18 protein-coding genes are annotated in these 22,745 nt (G+C 66.3%); 2 read left to right on the top strand and 16 right to left on the bottom strand.

What is annotated here, in order from left to right; translation table 11 throughout:
* Positions 1–125: 125 nt before the first annotated feature.
* A complete protein-coding gene (locus AC1DSD_RS20375) occupies positions 126–935 on the top strand; it encodes a class I SAM-dependent methyltransferase (protein WP_478032630.1) in 810 nt (269 codons plus the stop codon).
* Between the two features lie 24 nt (positions 936–959).
* On the opposite strand, the gene AC1DSD_RS20370 is transcribed toward AC1DSD_RS20375, so the two are convergent.
* Entirely contained in the window at positions 960–1,874 is a 915-nt protein-coding gene (locus AC1DSD_RS20370; RefSeq protein WP_478032629.1) for an alpha/beta fold hydrolase, read from the bottom strand.
* Positions 1,875–1,988: 114 nt separating this feature from the next.
* On the opposite strand from AC1DSD_RS20370, the gene AC1DSD_RS20365 reads away from it, so the two are divergent.
* Positions 1,989–2,951, top strand: a complete 963-nt coding sequence (locus AC1DSD_RS20365; RefSeq protein ID WP_478032628.1) for a LysR family transcriptional regulator — start codon at positions 1,989–1,991, stop codon at positions 2,949–2,951.
* On the opposite strand, the gene AC1DSD_RS20360 is transcribed toward AC1DSD_RS20365, so the two are convergent.
* The 15 genes from AC1DSD_RS20360 to AC1DSD_RS20290 form a co-directional block, all read right to left on the bottom strand.
* Positions 2,929–4,080 (bottom strand): DUF1501 domain-containing protein, encoded by a 1,152-nt coding sequence (locus tag AC1DSD_RS20360; protein WP_478032626.1) that lies wholly within the window; start codon positions 4,078–4,080, stop codon positions 2,929–2,931. The genes AC1DSD_RS20365 and AC1DSD_RS20360 overlap by 23 nt on opposite strands.
* Positions 4,081–4,082: 2 nt before the next feature.
* Complete coding sequence (locus AC1DSD_RS20355; protein WP_478032625.1) at positions 4,083–5,651, bottom strand: DUF1800 domain-containing protein; 1,569 nt, start codon at positions 5,649–5,651, stop codon at positions 4,083–4,085.
* A gap of 109 nt (positions 5,652–5,760) precedes the next feature.
* Positions 5,761–6,930 (bottom strand): deoxyguanosinetriphosphate triphosphohydrolase, encoded by a 1,170-nt coding sequence (locus AC1DSD_RS20350; protein ID WP_478032624.1) that lies wholly within the window; start codon positions 6,928–6,930, stop codon positions 5,761–5,763.
* A 141-nt stretch (positions 6,931–7,071) separates the two neighbouring features.
* Complete coding sequence (locus AC1DSD_RS20345; RefSeq protein WP_478032623.1) at positions 7,072–9,387, bottom strand: SPOR domain-containing protein; 2,316 nt, start codon at positions 9,385–9,387, stop codon at positions 7,072–7,074.
* A gap of 158 nt (positions 9,388–9,545) precedes the next feature.
* Positions 9,546–11,024, bottom strand: coding sequence for a cell division protein FtsZ (gene ftsZ / locus AC1DSD_RS20340; RefSeq protein ID WP_478032622.1), 1,479 nt, complete (start codon positions 11,022–11,024; stop codon positions 9,546–9,548).
* Positions 11,025–11,131: 107 nt separating this feature from the next.
* Positions 11,132–12,394, bottom strand: a complete 1,263-nt coding sequence (gene ftsA, locus AC1DSD_RS20335) for a cell division protein FtsA (protein WP_066810394.1) — start codon at positions 12,392–12,394, stop codon at positions 11,132–11,134.
* A 16-nt stretch (positions 12,395–12,410) separates the two neighbouring features.
* The gene (locus AC1DSD_RS20330; protein ID WP_478032621.1) at positions 12,411–13,355 is read right to left on the bottom strand and encodes a cell division protein FtsQ/DivIB; all 945 of its coding nucleotides are present in this window, start codon (positions 13,353–13,355) and stop codon (positions 12,411–12,413) included.
* On the bottom strand, positions 13,352–14,275 hold the full coding sequence (locus tag AC1DSD_RS20325) for a D-alanine--D-alanine ligase (RefSeq protein ID WP_478032620.1): 924 nt from the start codon (positions 14,273–14,275) through the stop codon (positions 13,352–13,354). The genes AC1DSD_RS20330 and AC1DSD_RS20325 overlap by 4 nt, the downstream gene beginning before the upstream one ends.
* Positions 14,272–15,153, bottom strand: coding sequence for a UDP-N-acetylmuramate dehydrogenase (murB, locus tag AC1DSD_RS20320; protein WP_478032692.1), 882 nt, complete (start codon positions 15,151–15,153; stop codon positions 14,272–14,274). Before murB ends, AC1DSD_RS20325 begins: the two co-directional genes overlap by 4 nt.
* A 14-nt stretch (positions 15,154–15,167) precedes the next feature.
* Positions 15,168–16,586: a UDP-N-acetylmuramate--L-alanine ligase gene (murC, locus tag AC1DSD_RS20315; protein ID WP_478032619.1), complete on the bottom strand. Its 1,419-nt coding sequence runs from the start codon at positions 16,584–16,586 to the stop codon at positions 15,168–15,170.
* Positions 16,583–17,746 carry an undecaprenyldiphospho-muramoylpentapeptide beta-N-acetylglucosaminyltransferase gene (murG, locus tag AC1DSD_RS20310; RefSeq protein WP_478032618.1) on the bottom strand — a complete coding sequence of 388 codons (1,164 nt, stop codon included), beginning with the start codon at positions 17,744–17,746 and terminating at the stop codon, positions 16,583–16,585. The genes murC and murG overlap by 4 nt, the downstream gene beginning before the upstream one ends.
* Positions 17,743–18,966, bottom strand: coding sequence for an FtsW/RodA/SpoVE family cell cycle protein (locus AC1DSD_RS20305; RefSeq protein ID WP_478032616.1), 1,224 nt, complete (start codon positions 18,964–18,966; stop codon positions 17,743–17,745). The genes murG and AC1DSD_RS20305 overlap by 4 nt, the downstream gene beginning before the upstream one ends.
* Positions 18,963–20,243 carry a UDP-N-acetylmuramoyl-L-alanine--D-glutamate ligase gene (gene murD / locus AC1DSD_RS20300; protein WP_478032615.1) on the bottom strand — a complete coding sequence of 427 codons (1,281 nt, stop codon included), beginning with the start codon at positions 20,241–20,243 and terminating at the stop codon, positions 18,963–18,965. Before murD ends, AC1DSD_RS20305 begins: the two co-directional genes overlap by 4 nt.
* Entirely contained in the window at positions 20,240–21,319 is a 1,080-nt protein-coding gene (mraY, locus tag AC1DSD_RS20295) for a phospho-N-acetylmuramoyl-pentapeptide-transferase (protein ID WP_478032614.1), read from the bottom strand. The genes murD and mraY overlap by 4 nt, the downstream gene beginning before the upstream one ends.
* Positions 21,319–22,692, bottom strand: a complete 1,374-nt coding sequence (locus AC1DSD_RS20290) for a UDP-N-acetylmuramoyl-tripeptide--D-alanyl-D-alanine ligase (RefSeq protein ID WP_478032613.1) — start codon at positions 22,690–22,692, stop codon at positions 21,319–21,321. Before AC1DSD_RS20290 ends, mraY begins: the two co-directional genes overlap by 1 nt.
* Positions 22,693–22,745 lie beyond the last annotated feature (53 nt).

Raw genomic sequence — 22,745 nt, 5'->3', positions numbered from 1 at the left:
TCCAACGATAAGGAGAAGGCGCGCCCTTAGACCAAGCGCGCGCCACACTCAAATTTGCGGTGCCAGCCATCATATTCAACGCCAACGCGATTGACTATGTAATGTTGTATCATTAGTTGGCGAATATGACTGCCCGTCCCCAAGCCATGAACGATCCCGCGCACTGGGATTCGCTCGCGCAACGTTATGCCGACGAAGCCGATCGCATGACCGGCATGTATTGCGAAGCGGCATGGCAACTCGCCGCCCTCCCGCCGAGCGCTCGCGTGCTGGACGTCGCGACCGGAGCCGGCGCCCTGCTGTCGATCGCGCTGAAGGACGGCGCCGATGCGATCGGGATCGATTTCTCGCCCGGCATGGTTCGCGTGGCGCAGGAACGGGCCGCCGCCATCCGTCCGGGCGAACGCGCGATGGTGATGGACGGCCAAGCGCTCGATTTCGCCGATGCGAGCTTCGATGCCGCTTTCTCGATGTTCGGCGTATTCATGTTCCCCGATCCGATCGCCGGTTTCGCGGAGATCGCCCGCGTGCTGCGGCCGGGCGGGCTGGCGGTGATCGCGGTGTGGGAGAATGCCGGCGGTGCCGGCCCCGCGATATTGTTCCAGGAGGCGGCGCGGCGCCTGTTTCCCGACCGTCCCGTCCCGACACCGATGGCGCGGCTGTTCAATTCACCGGCATTACTCGACGAAGCGTTCCACGCGGTCGGGCTCGAACCGCAAGCGATCCATTCGGTGGAGCGGGCCTGGCCGGCACCGCCCATCGAATGGTTTCACGACAATGCCAAGCTCGCGTTCGGTTGGTCGCCTTTATGGCGCGATCTCGACGAGGAACAGCGCGCCGCATTTGCCCAAGAAGCCGCCGCGCTCGCGCTGAACCTGCCACGCGAAGGAATCCGATCGACCGCGCTGATCGGTATGGCACGCAAGCCCGGCTAGGCGCGCCAGTCTAAGCCTGCGCGCTCATTTACCGACATCGAGGAAGTCGCGAACCAGCTTCACCGTCGCGTCGGGCTGTTCCTCCATCAGCCAGTGGCCGGAATTCGGCACCACCGCTCCTGTCACATCGGTCGCGGTGCATCGCATGACAGCCGCCATCGTCGTGCCGAACGATTTGTCGCCGCCGATCGCCAGGACCGGCATGTTCAGCTTGCCCGCGGCGAGGAACGCCTGGTCGTCGATCGCGTCCTGGTCGAACGCCGCGAATTGAGAGAAGCCCGCATGCATCGCGCCGGGCAGCGCGTAGAGTTTCGCGTAATGCTCGCGCGACGTCTCGCTGAACTTGGCCGGGGTGGCGGAGAATTCATTCCAGAAACGGTCGAGATAGATGCGCTCGCGCCCGGCGACCAACCGCTCCATATCGGGTCCGCCGAAGCGGAAATGCCAGAGCAGCGGGTTCTTCAATATCTCTTCCCATGGCCCGATACCCGGGATCGGCGCGTCCATCAGTACGAACCGCTTGATGCGATCGCGATGCTCGGCGGCAAAGGCATAGCCGACCATATTGCCGATATCGTGCGTGACGAGGTCGACCTTGTCGATCTTCAGGGCATCGAGAATGCCGGCAATGTCCTGACCTTGCGTCTTCTTGTCATAACCGCCGGTCGGGCGTGCCGACAGACCGAGCCCGCGCAGATCGGGAACGATCACGGTGTGATCGCGCATGAGGTCGGCGGCGAGCGGCGCCCACATATCGCCGGTTTCGCCATAACCGTGCAGCAACACCACGGCGGGGCCCTTGCCCCCGACGCGGACGTGCAGCGTCGTGCCGTTGGTGGCGATGTCGCGCTCGACAAAGGATGCCGGAAACGGCTGAACTTGTGCCGCCGCCGGCGCCGCGGCGAGCAGGCTTAACGCGAGAATGGCTGAACGAAACATGGCGATATCCCTGTTTGGCGCGTCACGTTGGACGCTATCGACAGGAAAGTGCCCACGATGCATCGTCCGGACTAGCCGGCCAATGCCGAAATCGGTTTTCGGAAGGATCGAACGATGATCAAGATGGACGGCATCGCCGCGTTCGTTGCTACCGCCGAATCCGGATCGATCAGCGAGGCCGCCCGACAATTGGGCCATGCCAAGTCGGTGATCAGCGAACGGCTGACGGAGCTCGAGCGGACATTGGGTGTCCGGCTCGTCCAGCGAACCACGCGCAAGCTATCGCTGACCGAGGACGGCGACAGCTTCCTGCCCCGAGCGCAACGGATTCTGTTCGAGGCGCGGGAAGCGCAGTCCGAAATCGCCGAGCGGCGCGATACGCTGGCCGGCACGCTGAAATTGTCGGCGCCTGTCAGCTTCGGCGTGCTGCATTTGGGGCCGGCTTTATACGATTTCCTTGCCGAGCATCCCGGCCTGGAACTGACGCTCGACCTCGACGACCGGTTCGTCGATGCCGCGGCCGATGGCTTCGACGCGGTCATCCGCCATGGTCCGGTGGCGGACAATCGGCTGGTCGCCAAGCGGCTGGCGACGACGCGGAGGATCCTGGTCGCATCGCCGGATTATCTGGCGCGTAACGGGACGCCGCATTCGCTGGCCTGCCTCAACGCGCATAAAGGCATCGTCTATACCAATCGCGAGGCCGATTGGCGGTTCGATGGGCCGGAGGGCTGGACCGTGATCCGGCCGCGCAGCGTGATGCGCGTGAACAACGGGCTGATCATGCGCGACGCGGCCTTGGCCGGGCTGGGCATCACCCTGCTGCCCGATTTCTTCGTCCATGCGGAGCTTGCCGACGGATCGCTCGTCCATGTCGATATCGGCACGGAAGGCGAAGGCGCCGAACTCTACATCTGCTATCCGCTGGCCCGCACCCAATCCGCCAAAGTCGCCGCGCTGACCGACAGCCTGCGGCGCGCCTTCGGCAACCCGCCTTATTGGAATCGCTCTGCGCCGGCCGAGACTGCTCGCCCCCCTGCCACGCCCGCGCGGATCATGCCCGCGACAGGCCGCTGACCGGCGCAGCACCTTTCGTATCCGGAAACAAGCTTGCCATCACTTTGCCCGGCTCGACCTGATAATGCCCGGCAACCGCGCCGGCGACGAACTGGTCGAGGCCAAGCGTTGGCTTGAGGTCGCGGCTTTCGAACAGAGCCGCCTGCCCCAGCCCCGGCCAATCCGCCACCACGCGCCCGCCCTTGACCGCGCCGCCGACCAGCATCGCCGCCGACCCGGTACCATGGTCGGTGCCGCCGGTGCCGTTGACCGCGACGGTGCGCCCAAATTCAGTCGCGACCAGGATCATCGTGTCGTTCCACACCGGGCCCAAGCCGGTCTTCAGGCTGGCGAGCATCGCATCGAGCCCCTTGAGCTGCGCCGCCAGCCGGCCGCGCTGGCCGGCATGGGTATCCCAGCCGCCGGTCTCGATCATCGCGATCCGCGCGCCGTTAGCGGGCGCCAGCAACCGCGCCGCGAGCTGGCCGGTCGCCGCAGCGTTCTTGACGCTGACATCGACGAGATCGCCGGTCAGCTGACGCGTATCCATCGCTTCGCTCCACAGCCCGTGGAGTTGGCTGTCGCCCTGATAGAGCGCGGCGACGCGGGTTAGCAGATCGTCCGATGCCTGGGGGAGCGCGGACGGCGCGTAGCTGGTCACCTCATGCGGCCCGCGCATCGCGAGCGGGATCGTTGCGGAGATCGCGATTGCCTTGGCCTCGCCCGACGGGATGACGCCGAGCATGCGGTTCATCCAGCCGTCCTTGACCTGGTACGCACCAAGTCCGCCGCTTTCGAGCACGTTCTGGCCATCGAAATGCGAACGGTCGCGATAGGGCGAGGCAATGGCGTGCGCGAACAATGCCTCCCTGGCATCGTACATCCCGGCGAGCGAGGTCATCGCCGGATGGAGCGCGAACATCGCGTCGAGCTTTTTTGCGGTGGCGAAATCCTCGGCCAACTGGCCGCGTGCGCCGGCAAAGGCCGGATCGCCCACCGCGCCGACCGTGCCCAGCCCATCCGCCGCCCCGCGCTGGATGATGAAGACGAAGCGGCGGTCGGTCTCCGCCTTGGCGAAGGCCATGCGCGGTGTCAGCGCGAGCGCGGCAGCGCCTGCGGAACCGATCAGGAAGGAGCGGCGATCGTACATGATTACCTCCGCAGCATTTCGGGAGAGACGAGGAGCAAGGCGAGCGCCTGGCCGGGACTTTCGGCGCGGGCCAAGGCCTGTTCGGTCGCCGGCGTGAGCATCGCCGGGAACAGTCTGGGGGCAAGCGCCCGCGCGTCGATCTGTGCGCCGGCGCGGGTGGCGAAACGTTCCGACGCCTCGACCCGGCGGACCAACGCATCGGGCCCCGCCCAGCTCGCGGCGATATCGTCATAGCCCGCGGGCGAGCCCGGCTTCCAGGTCGGCTGACCGAGCTGGTTGAGCAGCCCGACCGCGGCGAGCGGCTGGACCTGCTTCATGCCAAGCGCGCGATAGGCCGACACCGTCCATTCCCAGGGCGACTTGAACTTGACCGGTTGCGGCACCCAGCATTCGGGGCTGTCGATCAGCACGCGATAGAGGCTGGGCAGATCGCCGCCGGTCTTGACGAAGCTGGCCTGGAGCCGCTGGACGAGCGCGGGTGGTGGCGTATCGCCGGCGAAATGGCGCGCCAGCTTGATCGCGATGTGCTGCGCGGTCGCCGGACTGGTCGCCAGCGTGTCGAGCACCGCTTGGGCCTGTTTCTCGCCCTCCTGCCCGTATGTGCGCCCGATGATGGTGCGCTCGCCGGGTTCGTGCAGGCGCTCGGCGAATACGAAATCGCCCGGCGTGCCATCGGTGCCCGCCATCCTTGCGCCCGGCCCGCGACCGATCCCAGCCACCGACCAGCCGGTCAGCGCGCGCGCGAATTCGGTGACGTCGGCCTGGGTGTAGCCACTGCGCACGCCCAAAGTGTGCAATTCCATGATCTCGCGCGCGAGATTCTCGTTGAGACCGAGCTTCCGGCCGTTCGCGCGTGGGCGCCGCGCAGCGAACCGGCCCGCCGTGGAATTGGGGCCGACCGACACCGCCTGATCGAGATAGAGCAGCATCGCGGGATGGCGCTCGACGGCATTGAGCATGTCGCCGAACGTGCGCGTCAGATTGGGGCGGATCGCCTCAAATTCGAGCAGGCCCGACAGGCCGATCACCTGGAGCTTGTCGGCGGACACCGCAAAATGGTTGGCCCAGAAATGCGTCAGGCGATCGGCGAACGGAGCGGTACTGCTCAGCGCGGCATTGATCCGCGCGCCGACTGCGGCGGCGTAATCGTCGCGGACCTGGCGGCCGACGAAGCGCCGCGCGTCCTTGAGCGGATCGTCGGCATCGGGCTTGGCGCCTGGTTCGGGCGTGCCCGGCGGCATCATGGCGGCGTTCGGCCGCATCGCCATGTCTTGAGAGGCACCGGATTGTGCCATGTCTGGCTGCCCCGGCGGCGTTGGTGCGGTGGCGGCACGCTGCTGCTGGCGGCGGCCCATCCCCATCTGCCGCAACTCGCGTTGCTGTTCGTAGAAATCAGCGAGTTCACCCGCCACCTTGGCACGCGGCGGCACCGCGGCGATCGCGGGGGGCCTTGGATCGAACGCCTCGATCTGCTGCTTCAGCCAGACCTTGGGATTGTCGGGAATGCTCTCATCGGGTCGGGCGCCAAGCCCGAAGCGATTGAGGGCAATGCTGGCATCGGTCGCCGCCATCGGCGCGTCACTCCTGTTCGCACCTGCGGTCTACCCCGCCAGTGTCGCACAACTATCCCGAGCATAACGTATCAGTGGGCGCATCCCTTCGCGCCGGTGATGGGTTTGCTTAGAACCCATCAGGCAGGTCGATCGGTCCGACCACTTCCCGATAGCGCGCGATCGCATAGCGGTCGGTCATCCCGGCGATGAAATCGGCGATGTGGCGGCTGAGCCAAGGCTCGTCCGCGGGCAGGCGGCCCGCCCAATCGCTCGGCATCAGCGAGGGGTCGGCATGATAAGCGGCGAACAGCCCGGCAACGACGTGCCGCGCCGCTTCCGCCGCCGCCATTTGGCGCGGATGGTGATAAAGGTTGGCGTACATGAACCGCTTCAGGTCGCGCTCGTCATCGCGCATCCGCTCGGAGAATGTGATCAGCGCCCTGCCCGCCTCGCGCGCTTCGTCGGCCGAATTTATCCGCGCGTCGGCGATAGCGGCACGGCTGGTCTCGATCAGGTCCATGACCATCCCGCCGATCTGGCCGCGGATCAGTTCGCCGACCAGCCGCTCGGGCGGCACATCCGAGAACCGCGCGCGGCATTCGTCCCAGCGCGCGGCGATCATCGGCAGGGCGAGCAGCTGATCCAGGCTCAGCAGCCCGGCACGCAGCCCGTCGTCAATGTCGTGATTGTCATAGGCGATATCGTCGGCGATCGCCGCGACTTGCGCCTCAAGGCTCGGCCAGTCGGTGAGTTCGAGCGGAAACTGGTCGTCGGCACGGGCCAGCGCCCATTGCGGTTCGATGATCGGACCATTGTGCTTGGCGAGCCCTTCCAGCGTCTCCCAGGTCAAATTGAGGCCGGGGAAACGCGGATAGGGGCTGTCGATCTCGGTCAGCGTGCGCAGCGTGTTGCCGTTATGGTCGAACCCGCCGCGATCCTTGAGCGCTGCCTCCAGCGCATCCTCGCCGGCATGGCCGAACGGCGGGTGGCCGATATCGTGCGCCAGGCACAGCGCTTCGGTGAGGTCTTCGTTGAGGCCGAGCGTGCGCGCAACGGTACGGCCGATCTGCGCGACTTCCAGGCTGTGGGTCAGCCGGACGCGGAAATGGTCGCCATCGGGCGCCAGGAAGACCTGGGTCTTGTGCCGCAGACGGCGGAAGCTGATCGAGTGGATAACGCGGTCGCGGTCGCGCTGAAATGCGTCGCGCGGCCCCCGCGTGGTGGTTTCCGGTTCGGGATAAAGCCGCCCACGGCTGTCCTCGGGATGCGAAGCGTAAGGTGCGGGCGTCCTGGTCATCGTGCTCGCGTGTAGCGGCGGGAGTTTGGGAAATCTAACCGATACTTGCTGTCAAGTCGTCGCCCCGGCGAAGGCCGGGGCCGCTGGCGAAGGCGCAATACGGCCAGCGATCCCGGCCTCCGCCGGGATGACGGAAAATGACTACTTGCCGCCGAGACGGTCGACCTTCTGCCCTTTGGTGCTGGTGAAGACGAAGCCCGACAGGCCGGCTTTGGCCATTTGATTGACGAACGCTTGCGCCTCGTCCTCGGACTTGAACGGTCCGGTCAGGACGCGGTTGGTCGCGCGCAGCGGCGTCGACCATCCCTGGCGATTGCGGAACAGATCGGGCGCCTTGGTCTTGAGCGCGCTCCAGGCCTTTTCCAGCGCCGCCTGGTTGGCGCCGCCGGCCACCTGCACCCAGACGCGCGCAGGATCGCCCTTGGTCGCTATATCAGCCTTGAAGCCCTTGGCGTCGGCAGCTTCGCATTTGGCTGACGCCTTGCCTTTCGCGCTCGTTTTGCCGCGCGTGGTGGCGACCTGATCGGCCCGGCCCCGCGCCCCCGCTTTGCCCTTGGCTGGGGGTAACGGACAGCCATTCTTGTCGAGCGCGACTGCCTCGTCCTTTGCGTCGCGCGCGCTCTTCGCGTCAGCAGTCTCGCACCTGGCGACCGACTTCCCTTTCAGTGTCGCCTTGCCGCGCGTCGCCGCCCTGCCCTTGGCCGGCGGCGGACATCCATTGTCGTCGAGCGCGGCGCTGTCCTGCCTGGCATCGCGGCCGCCCTTCGTGTCCGCGACCTCGCATTTGGCAGTCGATTTCCCCTTTGCCGTCGTCCGGCTCCGCGTCGTCGTTTTGCCTTTGGACAGCGGGGGGCACGCGACCTGGTCGATCGTGGCGGCGTCATCCTTCGATGCCTTCGCGTCAGCAGGCGGTTTTCCGTTGCGCCCCTTGGCGGACTTGCCGTCGCTGGCGTCCGTGGTTTCGTCGTTCGCGGTCTTGCGGGTCGTCGCCCTGGGTTCGGGCGCCCTGGCGGCGGGCTTGGGTGCCTCCACCTTTACCTTGGATTGGGGCGTAACTTCGGCCGGTTTCGGCGCCGGTGGCGGTGGCGGTGGCGGTGGTACGGCGCGCGTCGGTAGTGGCGCCACGCCGAGTTCCGCACCCGGCACCGAGATGCCGGCGATGATCCTGGCGAGCACGGTATCCTCGCTGACGCGCGAGGTCGCGGTCGGCGCCGGGCTGATCCCCGCCTCCGCGGCGGTTGGACGGTCGGCTACACCGCTATCGGCGCTCGTCGCGCTAAAGCCGGGAGCCGGCGGGGGCGGCGCCGCGACCACAATTGGTGCGGGCAATGGCGCTGGAGGAGGAGCGGCGACGGTCGCCGAGGGCGGTGGTGCCGCCGGCGTCGATGTTGGTTTCGGAGACTCGGCGACCTTAACGGGCGGTGGCAGGGGAGTCGGCGCCGGGGTCAACACAGGCTTCGGCCCAGAAAGCGGCGGCGCATAGACGACGCGCGGTGACGGCTGCGGCAATGGCGGCGCAGGCGTCGATACCGCGCGCGGTGCGACGTAAGACGGCGGGTTCATCGCTACCTCGACGGGCGGCGTAGGCGTGGCGGCAGGTACGGCAGGCGCAAGATAATCGCCTTTCTTGCGCTTCTTCTTCCTGGTGTCCTCCTGGACAATCGGACGCGGCCGGGGTTGCTCCGCCGCCGCGAGCACCCTGGGCGCGGTCGGGTCGGGCCCGAGCCGCGGCAGCGCCGGGATCATCCGCGCGTCGGCGATGCGTTCTGGCGTCGCGCGCAGTTCGCCGAAATTTATGGCAAAAGCGCGATCGGCGGCCGACAGCATCGGCAGCCGGTCGAAGAACGGGGCCAGACCGGCGCCAAGGCCCGGCGACATCATCGAATTCGCGATCTTCTGCGCACCTTCCCGGTCGCCACTCATCGCGAGGATGAAGGCGCGATCGCGCCACGCCGCGCGATCGCTTTTGCGGAGCAGCGCGTCGAGCAGGTCGAGCGCTTCCTTCTTACGCCCCGAAATCCCCATCGACAGTGCGTAGCGCCGCGTTATCTCGTCATCAGGCTTTGCCCGCAGCGCCAGGCGGTAGTCGCGTTGCGCACGTTCCTGCTCGCCGATCAGATCATAAGCGAGGCCGCGATCGCCGGCATATTTGCTGGGATCGAGCCCGCGCGCTTCGGCTTCCTGGAACCGGCGTAATGCTTCACCGGGGCGCTCGGCACGCACCAACAAGCTGCCGAGCCCGGCCTTCACCCGCGGATTGAGCGGGTCGAGCTTTTCGGCGCGGCCGAAAAACCCCGCCGCGGCGGTGTTGTCGCCCATCCTGAGGGTCAGTTCGCCAGCGGTGACCAGCGCTTCGATGTCCAGCGGATTGGCAGCGAGGATGCGCATGTCCGCGGCCAGCGCGTCGGCATCTCGATTTTCATCGGTGGTCTGAGCGAAGGCCTGTCCGCCGCTCATTGCTAAAACAACGGCGGCGAGGCCGAGAGCGCGGCGGAATATCATGTCGGATGCCAGCCTAAACCGATTGGCGGCTGAACGGGAAATGACCTTGGGTTTCACGAGCGGCGAGGCGGGGCGCGGCGGCGATGAACGCCGCCGACACCCCGCAAATCGGCTTACTGGTTGTTCTGGCGGTGCAGGAAGCGCGGGATATCGAGCGAATCCTTGCTCTCACCCTCGTCTGCTTCGGAGCGCGAGCCGCCGCGCGCGACGCTCTGCATCCGCTCGAACAGCGTACCGCCCAGCTTCATGCGCGGCGCCGGCGGAGCTTCCGCCTCGTCACCGGAGGAGATGGCCGGAGCCTCTTCGGCGCTCTCGCCCGGCGACAGCCAGCCCGGAGTTTCCTCGGCCGCAGCCTCGGCGGCCACAGGCTCTTCATACTCGGCGGGAACGGCCTCATCGTCGACCGCGACCTCGCTGCCGAGCACCAGTTCGTCGGCGTCAGCGTCCGGTGCGGTAGCGTCTGCCGGCGTATCGAGCGTCAGCGGCTGTGTGTCCGCCTCGGGCTCCGCCTTCGCTTCAGGCTCGGGCGCCGCTTCGATCGGCGATGCCGGTATCACCGACTCCGCCCTGCGGCCAAAGCTGAAGGCGCGGGTCGCCGGCTCCGCCGCAGCGGCAGCCACGGCGGCGCTGTCGGCCTCGATCCCGGTGGCGACGACCGACACGCGGATCTTGCCTTCCAGGTCGGGATTGAACGCCGAGCCCCAGATGATGTTGGCGTCTTCGTCGACCAGTTCGCGGATATGATTGGCCGCTTCGTCGACCTCGAGCAGGCGCATGTCCTCGCCGCCGGTGATCGAGACGATCACGCCCTTGGCGCCCTTCATGCTGACGCCGTCGAGCAGCGGGTTGGCGATCGCCTTGGACGCGGCTTCGATGGCGCGGTTGTCGCCCTCGGCCTCGCCGGTGCCCATCATCGCCTTGCCCATTTCCTGCATCACCGAACGGACGTCGGCGAAGTCGAGGTTGATCAGGCCAGGCATGACCATCAAATCGGTGATCCCGCGCACGCCCTGCTGCAGCACTTCATCGGCCATTTCGAAGGCCTGTTTGAAGGTGGTGTTGGCGTTGGCGACCAGGAACAGATTCTGGTTGGGGATAACGATCAGCGTATCGACGTACTTCTGCAGTTCCTCGATACCGGCTTCCGCCGCCTTGGCACGGCGACTGCCCTCGAACGCGAACGGCTTGGTCACCACGCCGACGGTCAGGATGCCCATGTCGCGCGCCGCCTTGGCGATGACCGGAGCAGCCCCCGTACCGGTGCCGCCGCCCATGCCGGCGGCGATGAAGCACATATGTGCGCCTTCCAGCATCTTGGCGACGCCGTCGATCGCTTCCTCCGCCGCGGCACGACCGATCTCAGGCCGCGCCCCCGCGCCGAGCCCTTGCGTGATCCGCACGCCGAGCTGGATCTTCTGCCCCGCCTGACTCTGCTTGAGCGCCTGCGCATCGGTATTCGCGACCAGGAAGTCGACGCCCTGGACGTCGTTCTTCATCATGTTGGCGATGGCGTTACCGCCTGCGCCACCGACGCCGATCACCGCGATACGCGGAGTCAGTTCGTCTACATCCGGAGGAAGAAATTCAACCATTACGCGTTCTCCGACATGCTCCGCCCCCCGAAGCACTTATGCCCACAACTTCTTGCACTATCCCCCCCGCACTATCCACTACAAATGGGGGTCGATGACGCATTTCTTTAATAATTCGCCCGAGCCGTTCTAATCAGGCGACGGAAGATCGACATCGGCGACGGACGATGCACCAGCTGATGTTCGCCCGATGCCAGTGACCTGAGGTCGATCGGGTCGGTCGCGGCGTGGTGGACCAGCCCCGCCAGGGTCGCGAAAGCGGGTCCCGAATGCGCATCGGGCAAGCCGGCAAGTCCGCGCGGGCGCCCGACCCGGACCGACCGGCCGAGCGCGGCTTGCGCATAATCGGCGATACCCTTGAGCTCGGCACCGCCGCCGGTCAGCACGACCTGGCGCCCGACATTGCCGTCGAATTTCATCGCGGTCAGCGCCTTGCCGATCTCTCCCATCAACAATTCGAGCCGCTGGCGGATCACCGCGATCAGCTGCGCCTTGGTGATGCGCGGCCCCTCGCCCGCGCCATCGTCGCTGAGCGGCGCGATCTCGAGCATCTCGTGATTGTCACGCGGCGTCGCGTTGGCGCAGCCATGGAAGCACTTCATCCGCTCGGCCTGGGCGCGGCTGGCGCCGAAAGTCGAGGCAATGTCGTCGGTGATGTCGCTGGCGCCCATCGGCACGGTGACCAGGCCGACCAGCATGCCGCCGGCGAACAAAGAAACGTTGGTGATTCCGGCGCCCATCTCGACCAGCGCCGTCCCGAGCTCACGCTCCTCCGCGCTGAGGCAGGCGAGCCCCGTCGCGACCGGCGCGGCGATGATCGACTTTACCTCCAAATGCGACTTGGCGACGCACAGGCCGATATTGCGCACCGGCGATCCATCGGCGGCGACGACATGGATGTGGACACCCATCCGGTCGGCATGAAGCCCCAGCGGGTTCTTGACCCCGGTGATGCCGTCGAGCGTGTAGAGCGCCGGCTGGGCATGGAGCACCATACGGCCGGCCGGATCGATCGATTCCCGCCCCGCGCGCAGCAGCGCGTCGATATCGCTTTGTTCGATACGGTGCCCACCCATTTCGAACTCGATCGAGGCGACGTCGCTGACCAGCCCGCCCGCCGAAAAGCCGACCCAGACATTCTCGATATTGGTCTGGGCGATACGTTCGGCCTGTTCGACCGCTTCGCGCACCGCGACTTCGGTCGCCGCCATGTCGGCGATGCAACCGCGCCGCACGCCGCGGCTTTCGCGCTGGCCGGTGCCGAGCACGATCAGCTCGCCACCGCTGCCTTTCTGCGCGATCATCGCGGAGACCTTGGACGACCCGATATCGAGTGCCGTGATCAACCCCTCCGGCGGTGTCTTGGCCATAACTCTATTCCCCCACTCAAACCTGGTCGCGCGACGCCGCGCGATCCGTCGACGCCGGCGCCGGCGTCGACGCACTACCCTTCGAACTCGTCGGAACCCCAATCCGGCTCGATCCGTCGGGCTTGCGCATCACCATCCGATCCGGATTGCGCATATCGAACTTTAACCATCCTCTACCCAAAAGTCGAAGCGTACCATCCCTCTCCGCAAACAACCGGAGCGCCTTGGCAGCCTCATCGGTTCCCTCGGGCAGCGACAAAGTCTCGCCGGTGTCGAACAACAGGTCCCAGCGGCGGTTGCCGACCCAGGTCGCGGCGCGCACCTTCGGCTTGAGCGCGGGCGCAATGGTCATCAGCGTCTGATAGGCCGGCTCCTGGCGATCGGCGCCGGGACCGATCACCAGCGGCAGATCGGGCATGGCATCGGCCGATACCGGCTCCAGATAGACTCCGTCGCGATCGATCAGGCTCAAGGTCCCCTGGTTCTGCCACACCGCCGCCGGCGTGCGCTCGACGATCCGGATCAATAAGGTGTCGGGCAGCCGCCGCGAGACATGGGCATCCTGCACCCAGCCATATTGCAGCAATTTGTCGCGGATCTGGTTGAGATCGACCAATGGCATCGCGCGCGATTTCTGTTCGAGCGCAACGGCATAGACCGTCATCTGGTCCATCCGTTTGACGCCACGGATTTCGATCTGCTCGACCCGGAAGCCGGCATTGCCGGCCTGTTCGGCAACCGCGGTGCCGACCGCGCCGGGAATGCCGAAGATTTGTGCCACGACCAGCGCCGCGCCAACCGCAAGCGCGAAGATCGACCAGGTCGCGATGCGCTGCAGCGCATGCTGGCTGATCGGCAGCCAGGCGAGAATGCGGTCGATGATCGACGGCTTCTTCTGCTTGCGCTTGGCCGACGGCCGGCGTGCGGTCGGCCGCCCGCTCTTGGTCGGCGCCCTGCTCATGCCAGCGCCTCGTCGATGATCATCTGCACCAGTTCCGGATAGGAGATGCCGAGATGTCTCGCCTGTTCGGGCACCAGGCTCAACGGCGTCATGCCGGGCTGGGTATTGACTTCGAGCAGGAACAATCCGTCCTCGCCGTGTTCATCGTCCCAGCGGAAGTCGGAGCGCGACGCGCCCTTGCAGCCGAGCAGATGGTGCGCTTCGAGCGCAAGCCGCTTGCAAGCCGCGGCGATCGCATCGGGGATCTGCGCGGGGAAGACGTGTTCGGTCATGCCGTCGGTGTACTTGGCGTCGTAATCGTACCAGCCCGATTTGGGCTTGAGTTCGGTCACACCGAGCGCGCGGCCGCCGAGGATCGCCGTCGTCAATTCGCGGCCACGGACGTAAGGCTCGGCGAGCAATTCCTCGAATTCCTGCCACGGACCCGCGACGTCGCGGCCAATCGGATTGCCGTAATTGCCGTCGTCGGTGACGATCGCGACGCCGACCGACGAGCCCTCGTTGACGGGCTTCAACACATAGGGCCGCTTGAGCGGATCGCCCTCGAACACTTCCGCTGATTTGACGATGCGTCCGCCGGGCATCGGGATGCCGTGCGGGACCAAAGCCTGCTTGGTCAGCACCTTGTCGATCGCGATGACCGAAGTGACCATGCCCGAATGGGTGTATTTGAGGCCCATCAGGTCGAGCATGCCCTGCACCGAGCCATCCTCGCCCGGCGTGCCGTGGAGCGCGTTGAACACGATATCGGGCTTGGCCGCGGCGAGCCTGGCCGCGACGTCGCGATCCATATCGATCCGCGTCACGCGATGGCCGAGCGATTCCAGCGCCTCGGCGATGCCTTTGCCCGACATCAGCGAGACTTCGCGCTCGGCTGACCAGCCGCCCATCAGGACGGCGACGTGGAGGGGAGCGCTCATTTCGCCACTCCCACCCGCTGAATTTCCCATTCCAGCATCACGCCCAACTTCGCCTTCACCTTCTCGCGTACCTCTTCGCCCAGCCCCTCGATGTCCGCGCTCGTCGCGTCACCCAGGTTGAGCAGGAAATTGCAATGCTTCTCCGACACTTGCGCGCCGCCCTTGCGAAGTCCTCGGCAGCCCGCCTGATCGACTAATTGCCAAGCCTTGTGCCCCTCGGGATTCTTGAAGGTCGAGCCCCCGGTGCGGCTGCGCAGCGGCTGCGATTCCTCGCGCGCGGCGGCGATACGGTCCATTTCGACCTGGATCGCGGACGGCTCGCCCGGGTGGCCGCGGAAGGTCGCGCCGACCACGATCGCGCCCGCGGGCAAATCGCTGTGGCGATAGGTGTAGCCGAGATCGCCGAGCGCGAGCGTCCGGCGCTCGCCCGAACGCAGGACCACATCGGCCTCGACCAGCACGTCCTTGACCTCGCGGCCATAAGCGCCGCCGTTCATCCGGACGAACCCGCCGACCGTGCCAGGGATCGAGCGCATGAATTCGAGGCCGGCGATTCCGGCGTCGCGCGCATTCGACGAAACGAGGATGCCGCTCGCGCCACCACCGCAGCGAAGCGTGGTTTCGTCGATCCGCTCGACCTTGGCGAACGTCTTGCCTAGTCGCACCACCACGCCCGGGACGCCGCCATCGCGGACGATCAGGTTCGAGCCCAGGCCGAGCCCCATCACCGGCACCGACGGGTCGAGCGCGTAGAGGAAAGTCGAGAGGTCTTCGACATCGGCCGGCTCGAACAGATATTCGGCCGCGCCGCCGCTCTTGAACCATACCAGCGGCGCGAGCGGCGCGCCCTGGGTCAGTTTTCCGCGAACCGGAGGCATGGCATAGCAGACCGTCACCGCACCGCCTCGATCCCGTCGGCCAAGCCAGCCGCCCATTTGGTGATGTCGCCCGCGCCCAGGCACACGATCATGTCGCCTGGCTGGACGACCGACGCCAACTCCGTCGCCAACTCTTCAGCCGAGCCGATCGTCGCCGCCGCGCGGTGGCCGCGGCGCTTCAAGCCATCGACCAAAGCCTGCGCGTCGACCCCCTCGATCGGTTGCTCGCCCGCGGCATAAACCGGCGTGACATAGACCATGTCGGCATCGTTGAACGCCTGCTGGAAGTCCTCCATCAGGTTGGCGAGCCGCGTGTAGCGATGCGGCTGGACCACCGCGATGACGCGGTTGGCGACCCCTTCGCGCGCCGCCGACAGCACCGCGCGGATCTCGACCGGATGGTGGCCGTAATCGTCGATCACGACCGCGCCCCCATTTCCCGCAAAAGCAACTTCGCCGACCTTGGTGAAGCGGCGCTTGACGCCGCCGAACTTGGCGAAACCCTGCTGGATCGTCGCATCATCGACGCCGAGTTCGAGCGCGACGCCGATCGCCGACAGCGCGTTCTGGACGTTGTGGCGGCCGGGCATCGGCAGTTCGATATGCTCGATCGAGCGCGTCGTGCCGTCGCGGCCACGGATGATCGCCTCGAACCGGTTGCCACCGGGGATCGGGGTCACATTGACGCCGCGGATATCGGCCTGGGTCGAGAAACCGTAGGTGACGATGCGGCGGTCGCGGACGCGCGGCAGCACTGCCTGCACTTCGGGATGATCGAGGCACAGGAAGGCGGCGCCATAGAAAGGCACGTTCTCGATGAACTGGACGAACGCGTCCTTGATCGCGTCGAAGCTGCCATAATGGTCGAGATGTTCGGGATCGATATTGGTGACCACCGCCAGCGTGCCGTCGAGGCGCAGGAAGCTGCCGTCGCTTTCATCGGCCTCGACCACCATCCACTCGCTGTCGCCGAGCCGTGCGTTCGAGCCATAGCTGTTGATGATGCCGCCGTTGATCACGGTCGGGTCGATCCCGCCGGCGTCGAGCAAGGCGGCGACCATCGAGGTCGTGGTGGTCTTGCCGTGGGTGCCGGCGACCGCAACGGTCGATTTGAGGCGCATCAGTTCGGCGAGCATCTCGGCGCGGCGCACCACCGGGATACGGCGTTCGAGCGCGCACTCGACCTCGGGATTGGCGCGCTTGATCGCGGTCGAGACGACGACGACCGCGGCGTCACCGAGATTGTCGGCGGCATGGCCGATCTTCACCTCGATGCCCTTGTCGCGCAGCCCTTGCACGACATAGCCCTCGGCGACATCCGAACCCTGCACCTTGTAGCCGAGATTGTGCATCACCTCGGCAATGCCGGACATGCCGATCCCGCCGATGCCGACGAAGTGGATGGCGCCGATATCGGTCTTGAGCCCGGTCATGCGAATGCTGCTGCCTCTCCGCCGGGAGCGGCGGTCTGAACTTTGCCGACGGGAATGTCGGCGGGAGGATGGTCCAGCCCCTCGACCAGATCGGCGAGGTCGCGGGCGGCGTCGGGATGGCCGCACGATCTCGCGCGCGCCGCGGCATTCTGCAGCGCGGCGGGATCGAGGCCGAGTTTCTGCATCTGCTTGGCGAGTTCGACCGGGGTGAACTGGCTCTGCGGGATCGTCCGCGCGCCGCCGGCTTCGGAGATTTCGCGCGCATTCTCGGTCTGATGGTCGTCGGTCGCACTCGGCAGCGGCACCAGGATCGCCGGGCGGCCGGCGGCGGTCAGCTCGGCGATGGTCGACGCGCCCGCACGCGCGATCACCAGGTGCGCCCAGGCGAGATGCTCCGGCAGATCGGGTAGGTAAGTGGCGAGGTCGGCGGCAATCGACAGCTCGGCATATTTCGCCCGTGCCTTGTCGATATCCTCGACCCGTGCCTGGTGCGTCACCTGCAGCCGGCGGCGGAAATTGACCGGGAGCATCGACAATCCGTCGGGCACGACGCTGCTCAGGATGCTGGCACCCTGGCTGCCGCCGGTGACGAGCACGCGGAAGATGCTGTCCTCTTCGAGCAGCGGATACGGCTTGTCGCGCAGCGCCAGCACGTCCTCACGCACGGGATTGCCAGTCAGATGCGCCTTGCCGCGATATTTTTCGGCCAGCCGGTCGACCTTGGCATAGGAGGTGGCGATGGCATCGACCCGCCCCGCCACCAGCCGGTTGACGCGGCCGAGCACGGCGTTCTGCTCGTGCACCGCGGTCGGCACCTTCTGGTTGAACCCGGCGAGCAACGCCGGCAGCGCGGGATAGCCGCCGAAGCCGATCACCGCGGCCGGCTTGATCTTCTCGAACAGGCTGATCGCCAGCTTGCGACCCTCGAGCATCGCGCGACCCGCGCGATACCAGCCTAACGGCCCGCCCTGCATGCGGCCAGCGGGGAGCACGTGCGTCTCGATCCCGTCGAACAGGCCCGGGAAGCGCACGCCGCGCTCGTCGCTGATCAGATCGACCTTGTGGCCGCGTTTCTTCAGCTCGGCGGCCAGCGCCGCGGCCGGCACCATGTGCCCGCCGGTTCCGCCTGCGGCCAGAACGAATTGCCGCACTCTCGTCATTCGCCGCTCCATTTCACGACATAGGGTGAGCGGCTCACAAACGGGTTCCGGCGCGTAAACGCAAGCAGCAACCCCATGCCGATCGACAGTGCGATCATCGACGATCCGCCATAGCTGATGAACGGCATCGTCATGCCCTTGGACGGCGCCAGGCCGGTATTGACCGCCATCGAGATCAGCGCCTGCAACCCGAACTGGATGGCCAGGCCCGAGGCGGCCAAGACGCGGAATTCTTCCTGCTCATCCAGCAGCTTGACGAACACGCGCACGACGATCGCGAGGAAGATCACCGCGACGATCGCGCAGGAGATCAGCCCGAATTCCTCGCCGATCACCGAGAAGACATAATCGGTATGCGCTTCGGGCAAACGGAACTTCATCTGTCCCCCGCCGGGACCGGTGCCGAACCAACCGCCCGCGGTCAGCGTCGCGCGCGCGGCGTTGACCTGGAAATGGTCGGCGGCGTCGGTCGAGTCCGGAAACAGGAAGGCGTCGATACGGGTGCGCGCGGTCGAATAGAAGAGATAGGCTGAGATCACGCCGACGAACGCGGCGCCGAACAGCGCCCCGATCACCCGCGCCGAAATCCCCGAGATCAGCAGCAAGGCGAGCCATACCGCGCAGAACACCACCGTCTGGCCGAAATCGGGCTGCAGCATCAGCAACGCGGCGACCAAGGCGGTCAATCCGCCGGTCAGCGCGGCGAGCATGCCGCCCGACAATCCCTGCTCCTTGTTCTTGAGCGACAACAACCACGCGACGGCGACGATGAAGCACGGCTTGAGGAATTCGGACGGCTGGAATTGCGCGACGCCGACGCCGAGCCAACGCCGCGCGCCATTCACCTGAACGCCGATCAGCGGCACCAGCATCAGCATGATCAGGAATCCCGCGCAGCCGATCAGCGCCATCCGCCGCGCGCTCTCGGTCGGCAGCATCGAGACGATGAACAGCACCGGCAGCGACACCGCGACCCACATCACCTGGCGCCAGAAATAATAGAGCGCGGGCATGTGATGCGTGGCGTCTGAATAACGCTGCGCCGATGCGGGAGACGCAGCGGCAACCGCGACCAATCCGATCGCCATCAGGAACAGAGTCAGGATCAACAACACCCAGTCGATGTCCCAGAACCACGCGCCGAGCGGCGAGCGGTCCGACCGGCCGCCGCGTCGCGCGACCCGGGTCAGGAATCCGTCCTTGGCGGGCCGCGAGTTCATGCCAGTGACTCGACCAGTCCACGGAAGGTGTCGCCGCGGTCCTCGTAATCGCGAAACTGATCGAACGAGGCGCAGGCCGGCGACAGCAAGACGGTCTCGCCCGGCTTGGCGGCGGCGCGGCATAGCTCGACCGCATGCGTCAGCGTTTCGGCATAAACGGTCGGGATGTCGTTCTTGAGCAGGTCGAGGAACATCGGCCCGGCTTCGCCGATCGTATAAGCGGCGCGGACATGCCCGAATGACGGGCGGCAAGCGTCTAGGTCCTTGGTCTTGGCCTGGCCGCCGAGAATCCAGTGGATGCCGTCAAATGCCGCCAGCGCCGGCGCCGTCGAGTCCGGATTGGTCGCCTTGCTGTCATTGACATAAACGACGCCGTCGACCGTGCCGACACGCTCCATGCGGTGCGGCAGGCCCTTGAAGCTTTCGAGCCCGGCATCGATCGCCGATTCGGCGACGCCGAGCGCCTGGCAGGCGGTGATCGCGGCGAGCGCGTTTTGCGCATTGTGCGGGCCTTGCAGCGACGGCCAACGCGACTGGTCCATGCATACGCCCGGCGCGATCTTGAACAGATGCTCGCCACGCGCCGACAGGCTGCGCGCGATCTTGGCGGAAGCGGCGTCGCCAATCCCGATCACCGCGTCGTGATCCTTCGATTGCATCGCGAACAGCCGCGCTTTGGATGCGGCATAAGCGTCGAACCCATCATAGCGATCGAGATGATCGGGCGTGATGTTGAGTAAGACGGCGACGTCGCAATCGAGCGTGAAGGTCAGGTCGATCTGATAGCTCGACAATTCGAGCACATAGACGCCCCCCACCGGCAGGGGCTCCTCGCCGAGGATCGGCAGCCCGATATTGCCGCCAAGCCGCGCCGGAATACCCGCCGTTTCCAGGATGTGATGGATCAGCGCAGTGGTGGTCGACTTGCCGTTGGTGCCGGTGATGCCGACGACACGGTGCGACGGCAGATAGTCGCGCGCCTGGGCGAACAGCTCGATATCGCCAATCACGGGCACGCCTGCCGCGCGCGCCTTGGCCGCGATCGGATGGTGGTTGAGCGGCACGCCCGGCGACACGATAACGCCGGCGAACCCCGTGAGATCAATCTCGACCGGATCGGCATAGTCGACGCCATCGATCGTCCGCTTGCTCTCGTCCGTGTCCCACGCGACGACCTCGGCGCCCGATGCCAGCAGCGCGCGCACAGTCGCCTGACCGGAGCGCGCCAGCCCGAGCACCGCATAGCGTTCGCCGCGCCAGGACGGACTGGTGATCACCGCAGCTTCAGCGTCGCCAGACCGGCCAGCGCCAGCACCAGCGCCACGATCCAGAAACGGATCACGACAGTCGATTCCGGCCAGCCAAGTTGTTCGAAATGGTGGTGGATCGGCGCCATGCGGAACACGCGCTTGCCGGTGCGCTTATAGACGAACACCTGGATGATCACGCTCATCGCCTCGACCACGAACAACCCGCCGATGATGCCGAGCACGATCTCATGGTGCACGGTGACCGCGATCGCGCCGAGCGCGCCGCCCAAAGCGAGGCTGCCGGTATCGCCCATGAATACTGCCGCCGGCGGCGCATTGAACCACAGGAAGGCGAGCCCCGCCCCGATCATCGCGCCGCAGAAGATCGCGAGATCGCCGACGCGCGGAATGTGCGGGATGCCGAGATAATCGGCGAATTTCGCGTTACCGGCGAGATAGACGATCAGCATGAAGGCGACGCTGGCGATGATCACCGGCATCGTCGCGAGCCCGTCGAGGCCGTCGGTCAGGTTCACCGCATTGCCGAACGCGACGATCGTGAACGCCGCGAAGACGACGTAGAACCAGCCGAGATCGATCACCACCGAATTGAAGAACGGCAGATAGAGATGCGTGCCGTTGGCGGTATTGGTGTGGATGATGATCGCGCTGGCAATGCCGGCAATGGCGAATTCGCCGAGCAGGCGCACCCTGCCCGAGACGCCTGCGGTGCTTGCTTTGCGCACCTTGTCGTAATCGTCGAGGAACCCGATCGTGCCGAATCCCAGGGTCACGAACAGGCACGCCCAGACATACGGATTGGTCAGGTCCATCCAGATCAGGATCGAGATCGTCATGCTGGTCAGGATCATCAGCCCGCCCATCGTCGGCGTGCCGCGCTTGGCGAGGTGCGTTTGCGGACCGTCGGCGCGGATCGGCTGCCCCTTACCCTGGCGGACGCGCAGCCAGCCGATGAAGCGCGGCCCGATGATCAGGCCGATCAGCAAGGCTGTCGCCACCGCCGCGCCCGAGCGGAAGGTCTGGTAGCGGACCAGATTGAGAACATGCGGGAAACCCAGCGCCTGCGCGATCCAATACAGCATTATATTTTCCCGCCGGCGAGCGCTGCGACCACCGCAGCCAACCCAACCCCGTTCGAACCCTTGATGAGAACCGCGTCGCCCGCTTCGAGTGTCGCCATCAGGCGGTCGCGCGCGGCAGCGGCGTCGGGCACATGGACGATTTCGACCTGGCCCTCAAGCGCTTCGGCGAGCGGCTGCATCTTTTCGCCGACGAGAATGACCAGCTGGACGCCAGCGTCACGAACCGGCGCGGCAAGCGCGGCGTGATACTCATCCGATTTGTCGCCGAGTTCGCGCATTTCGCCTAACACCGCGATCTTGCGCGTCGCGGCTTCTTCACCGAGCACCGCGAGCGTCATGCGCATCGATGCCGGATTGGCATTGTACGCCTCGTCGATCACCAGCGCGCGGCCGCCCTTTATCTCGACCGAGAAGCGGGCACCGCGTCCAGCAAGCCCGCCGAGATCGGCGAGTGCCAGCCCGGCCAGGGCGAGATCGCCGCCGACCGCATCGACCGCGGCCAGCACCGCCAGCGAATTGGATACCCAATGCTTGCCGGGTTGCGAGACGGTGTAGCTGAGCTCGCGCCCGCCGACCCGCGCGGTGACGAAAGTGCCGCCATTGGCCGCCTTGACCGCTTCGATCGCGCGGACGTCCGCGCCCTCGTCGATTCCGAAAGTGACCGTACGCGCGGCATGGGGCGCGGCGGCCGCGGCGAGACGGTCGCGATGCGGACTGTCATAAGGGATGATCGCGACCCCATCCGGCTCCAGGCCCTGGAAAATCTCGCCCTTGGCGTCGGCGATCGCGCTTTCGTCGGGAAAGAACGCCGCGTGCGCCGGCGCGATCGCGGTGACGATCGCCACATGCGGCCGCACCAGGGTCGTCAGATGCGCGAGTTCGCCGGGATGGTTCATCCCCATCTCGAACACGCCGTAATCGACCTCGGCCGGCATCCGCGCCAGGCTGAGCGGCACGCCAGTATGGTTGTTGTAACTCTTGACCGAGCGATGCGCCGACTTGGCCGGCGAGCGGTCGAGCGCGGCGAACAAGGCTTCCTTGGTGCCGGTCTTTCCCGCCGATCCGGTGACTCCGACGATCCGCGCCGACGTTCTGGCGCGCGACGCCTTGGCCAGTGCCTCCAGCGCCGCGAACGTGTCCGACACTCGGACATTGGGATGCGGCGTGTCCTGGCTGACGATCGCGCCCGACGCGCCGCGATCGAACGCCTGGTCGAGGAATTTGTGGCCGTCGGTGGTCTCGCCGGTCAGCGCGACGAACAGGTCGCCCTGCCCCACTTCACGCGAATCGAACGTGACGCCAGAAACGTCGAACGCCGCCGAAGCGGCGCCGTTGGTGGCTGTCGCGATGTCGGCCGATGTCCAGAGCGTCATTGCGCTCCTCCGGCCCAACGAGGTGATCGAGAGAGGGCGATTGCGAGGAAAGT

The sequence above is a fragment of the Sphingomonas sp. P4_D12 genome (assembly GCF_056401895.1).
The sequence above is the reverse complement of the archived record's forward strand: the minus strand, read 5'-3'. Positions and strand labels throughout refer to the sequence as shown.

Bases quoted from the DNA above. Each gene is read 5' to 3' on its own strand.
- AC1DSD_RS20375 (WP_478032630.1), top strand. From the start codon at position 126: ATGACTGCCCGTCCCCAAGCCATGAACGATCCCGCGCACTGGGATTCG.
- AC1DSD_RS20370 (WP_478032629.1), bottom strand. From the start codon at position 1,874: ATGTTTCGTTCAGCCATTCTCGCGTTAAGCCTGCTCGCCGCGGCGCCG.
- AC1DSD_RS20365 (WP_478032628.1), top strand. From the start codon at position 1,989: ATGATCAAGATGGACGGCATCGCCGCGTTCGTTGCTACCGCCGAATCC.
- AC1DSD_RS20360 (WP_478032626.1), bottom strand. From the start codon at position 4,080: ATGTACGATCGCCGCTCCTTCCTGATCGGTTCCGCAGGCGCTGCCGCG.
- AC1DSD_RS20355 (WP_478032625.1), bottom strand. From the start codon at position 5,651: ATGGCGGCGACCGATGCCAGCATTGCCCTCAATCGCTTCGGGCTTGGC.
- AC1DSD_RS20350 (WP_478032624.1), bottom strand. From the start codon at position 6,930: ATGACCAGGACGCCCGCACCTTACGCTTCGCATCCCGAGGACAGCCGT.
- AC1DSD_RS20345 (WP_478032623.1), bottom strand. From the start codon at position 9,387: ATGAGCGGCGGACAGGCCTTCGCTCAGACCACCGATGAAAATCGAGAT.
- ftsZ (WP_478032622.1), bottom strand. From the start codon at position 11,024: ATGGTTGAATTTCTTCCTCCGGATGTAGACGAACTGACTCCGCGTATC.
- ftsA (WP_066810394.1), bottom strand. From the start codon at position 12,394: ATGGCCAAGACACCGCCGGAGGGGTTGATCACGGCACTCGATATCGGG.
- AC1DSD_RS20330 (WP_478032621.1), bottom strand. From the start codon at position 13,355: ATGAGCAGGGCGCCGACCAAGAGCGGGCGGCCGACCGCACGCCGGCCG.
- AC1DSD_RS20325 (WP_478032620.1), bottom strand. From the start codon at position 14,275: ATGAGCGCTCCCCTCCACGTCGCCGTCCTGATGGGCGGCTGGTCAGCC.
- murB (WP_478032692.1), bottom strand. From the start codon at position 15,153: ATGCCTCCGGTTCGCGGAAAACTGACCCAGGGCGCGCCGCTCGCGCCG.
- murC (WP_478032619.1), bottom strand. From the start codon at position 16,586: ATGACCGGGCTCAAGACCGATATCGGCGCCATCCACTTCGTCGGCATC.
- murG (WP_478032618.1), bottom strand. From the start codon at position 17,746: ATGACGAGAGTGCGGCAATTCGTTCTGGCCGCAGGCGGAACCGGCGGG.
- AC1DSD_RS20305 (WP_478032616.1), bottom strand. From the start codon at position 18,966: ATGAACTCGCGGCCCGCCAAGGACGGATTCCTGACCCGGGTCGCGCGA.
- mraY (WP_478032614.1), bottom strand. From the start codon at position 21,319: ATGCTGTATTGGATCGCGCAGGCGCTGGGTTTCCCGCATGTTCTCAAT.
- AC1DSD_RS20290 (WP_478032613.1), bottom strand. From the start codon at position 22,692: ATGACGCTCTGGACATCGGCCGACATCGCGACAGCCACCAACGGCGCC.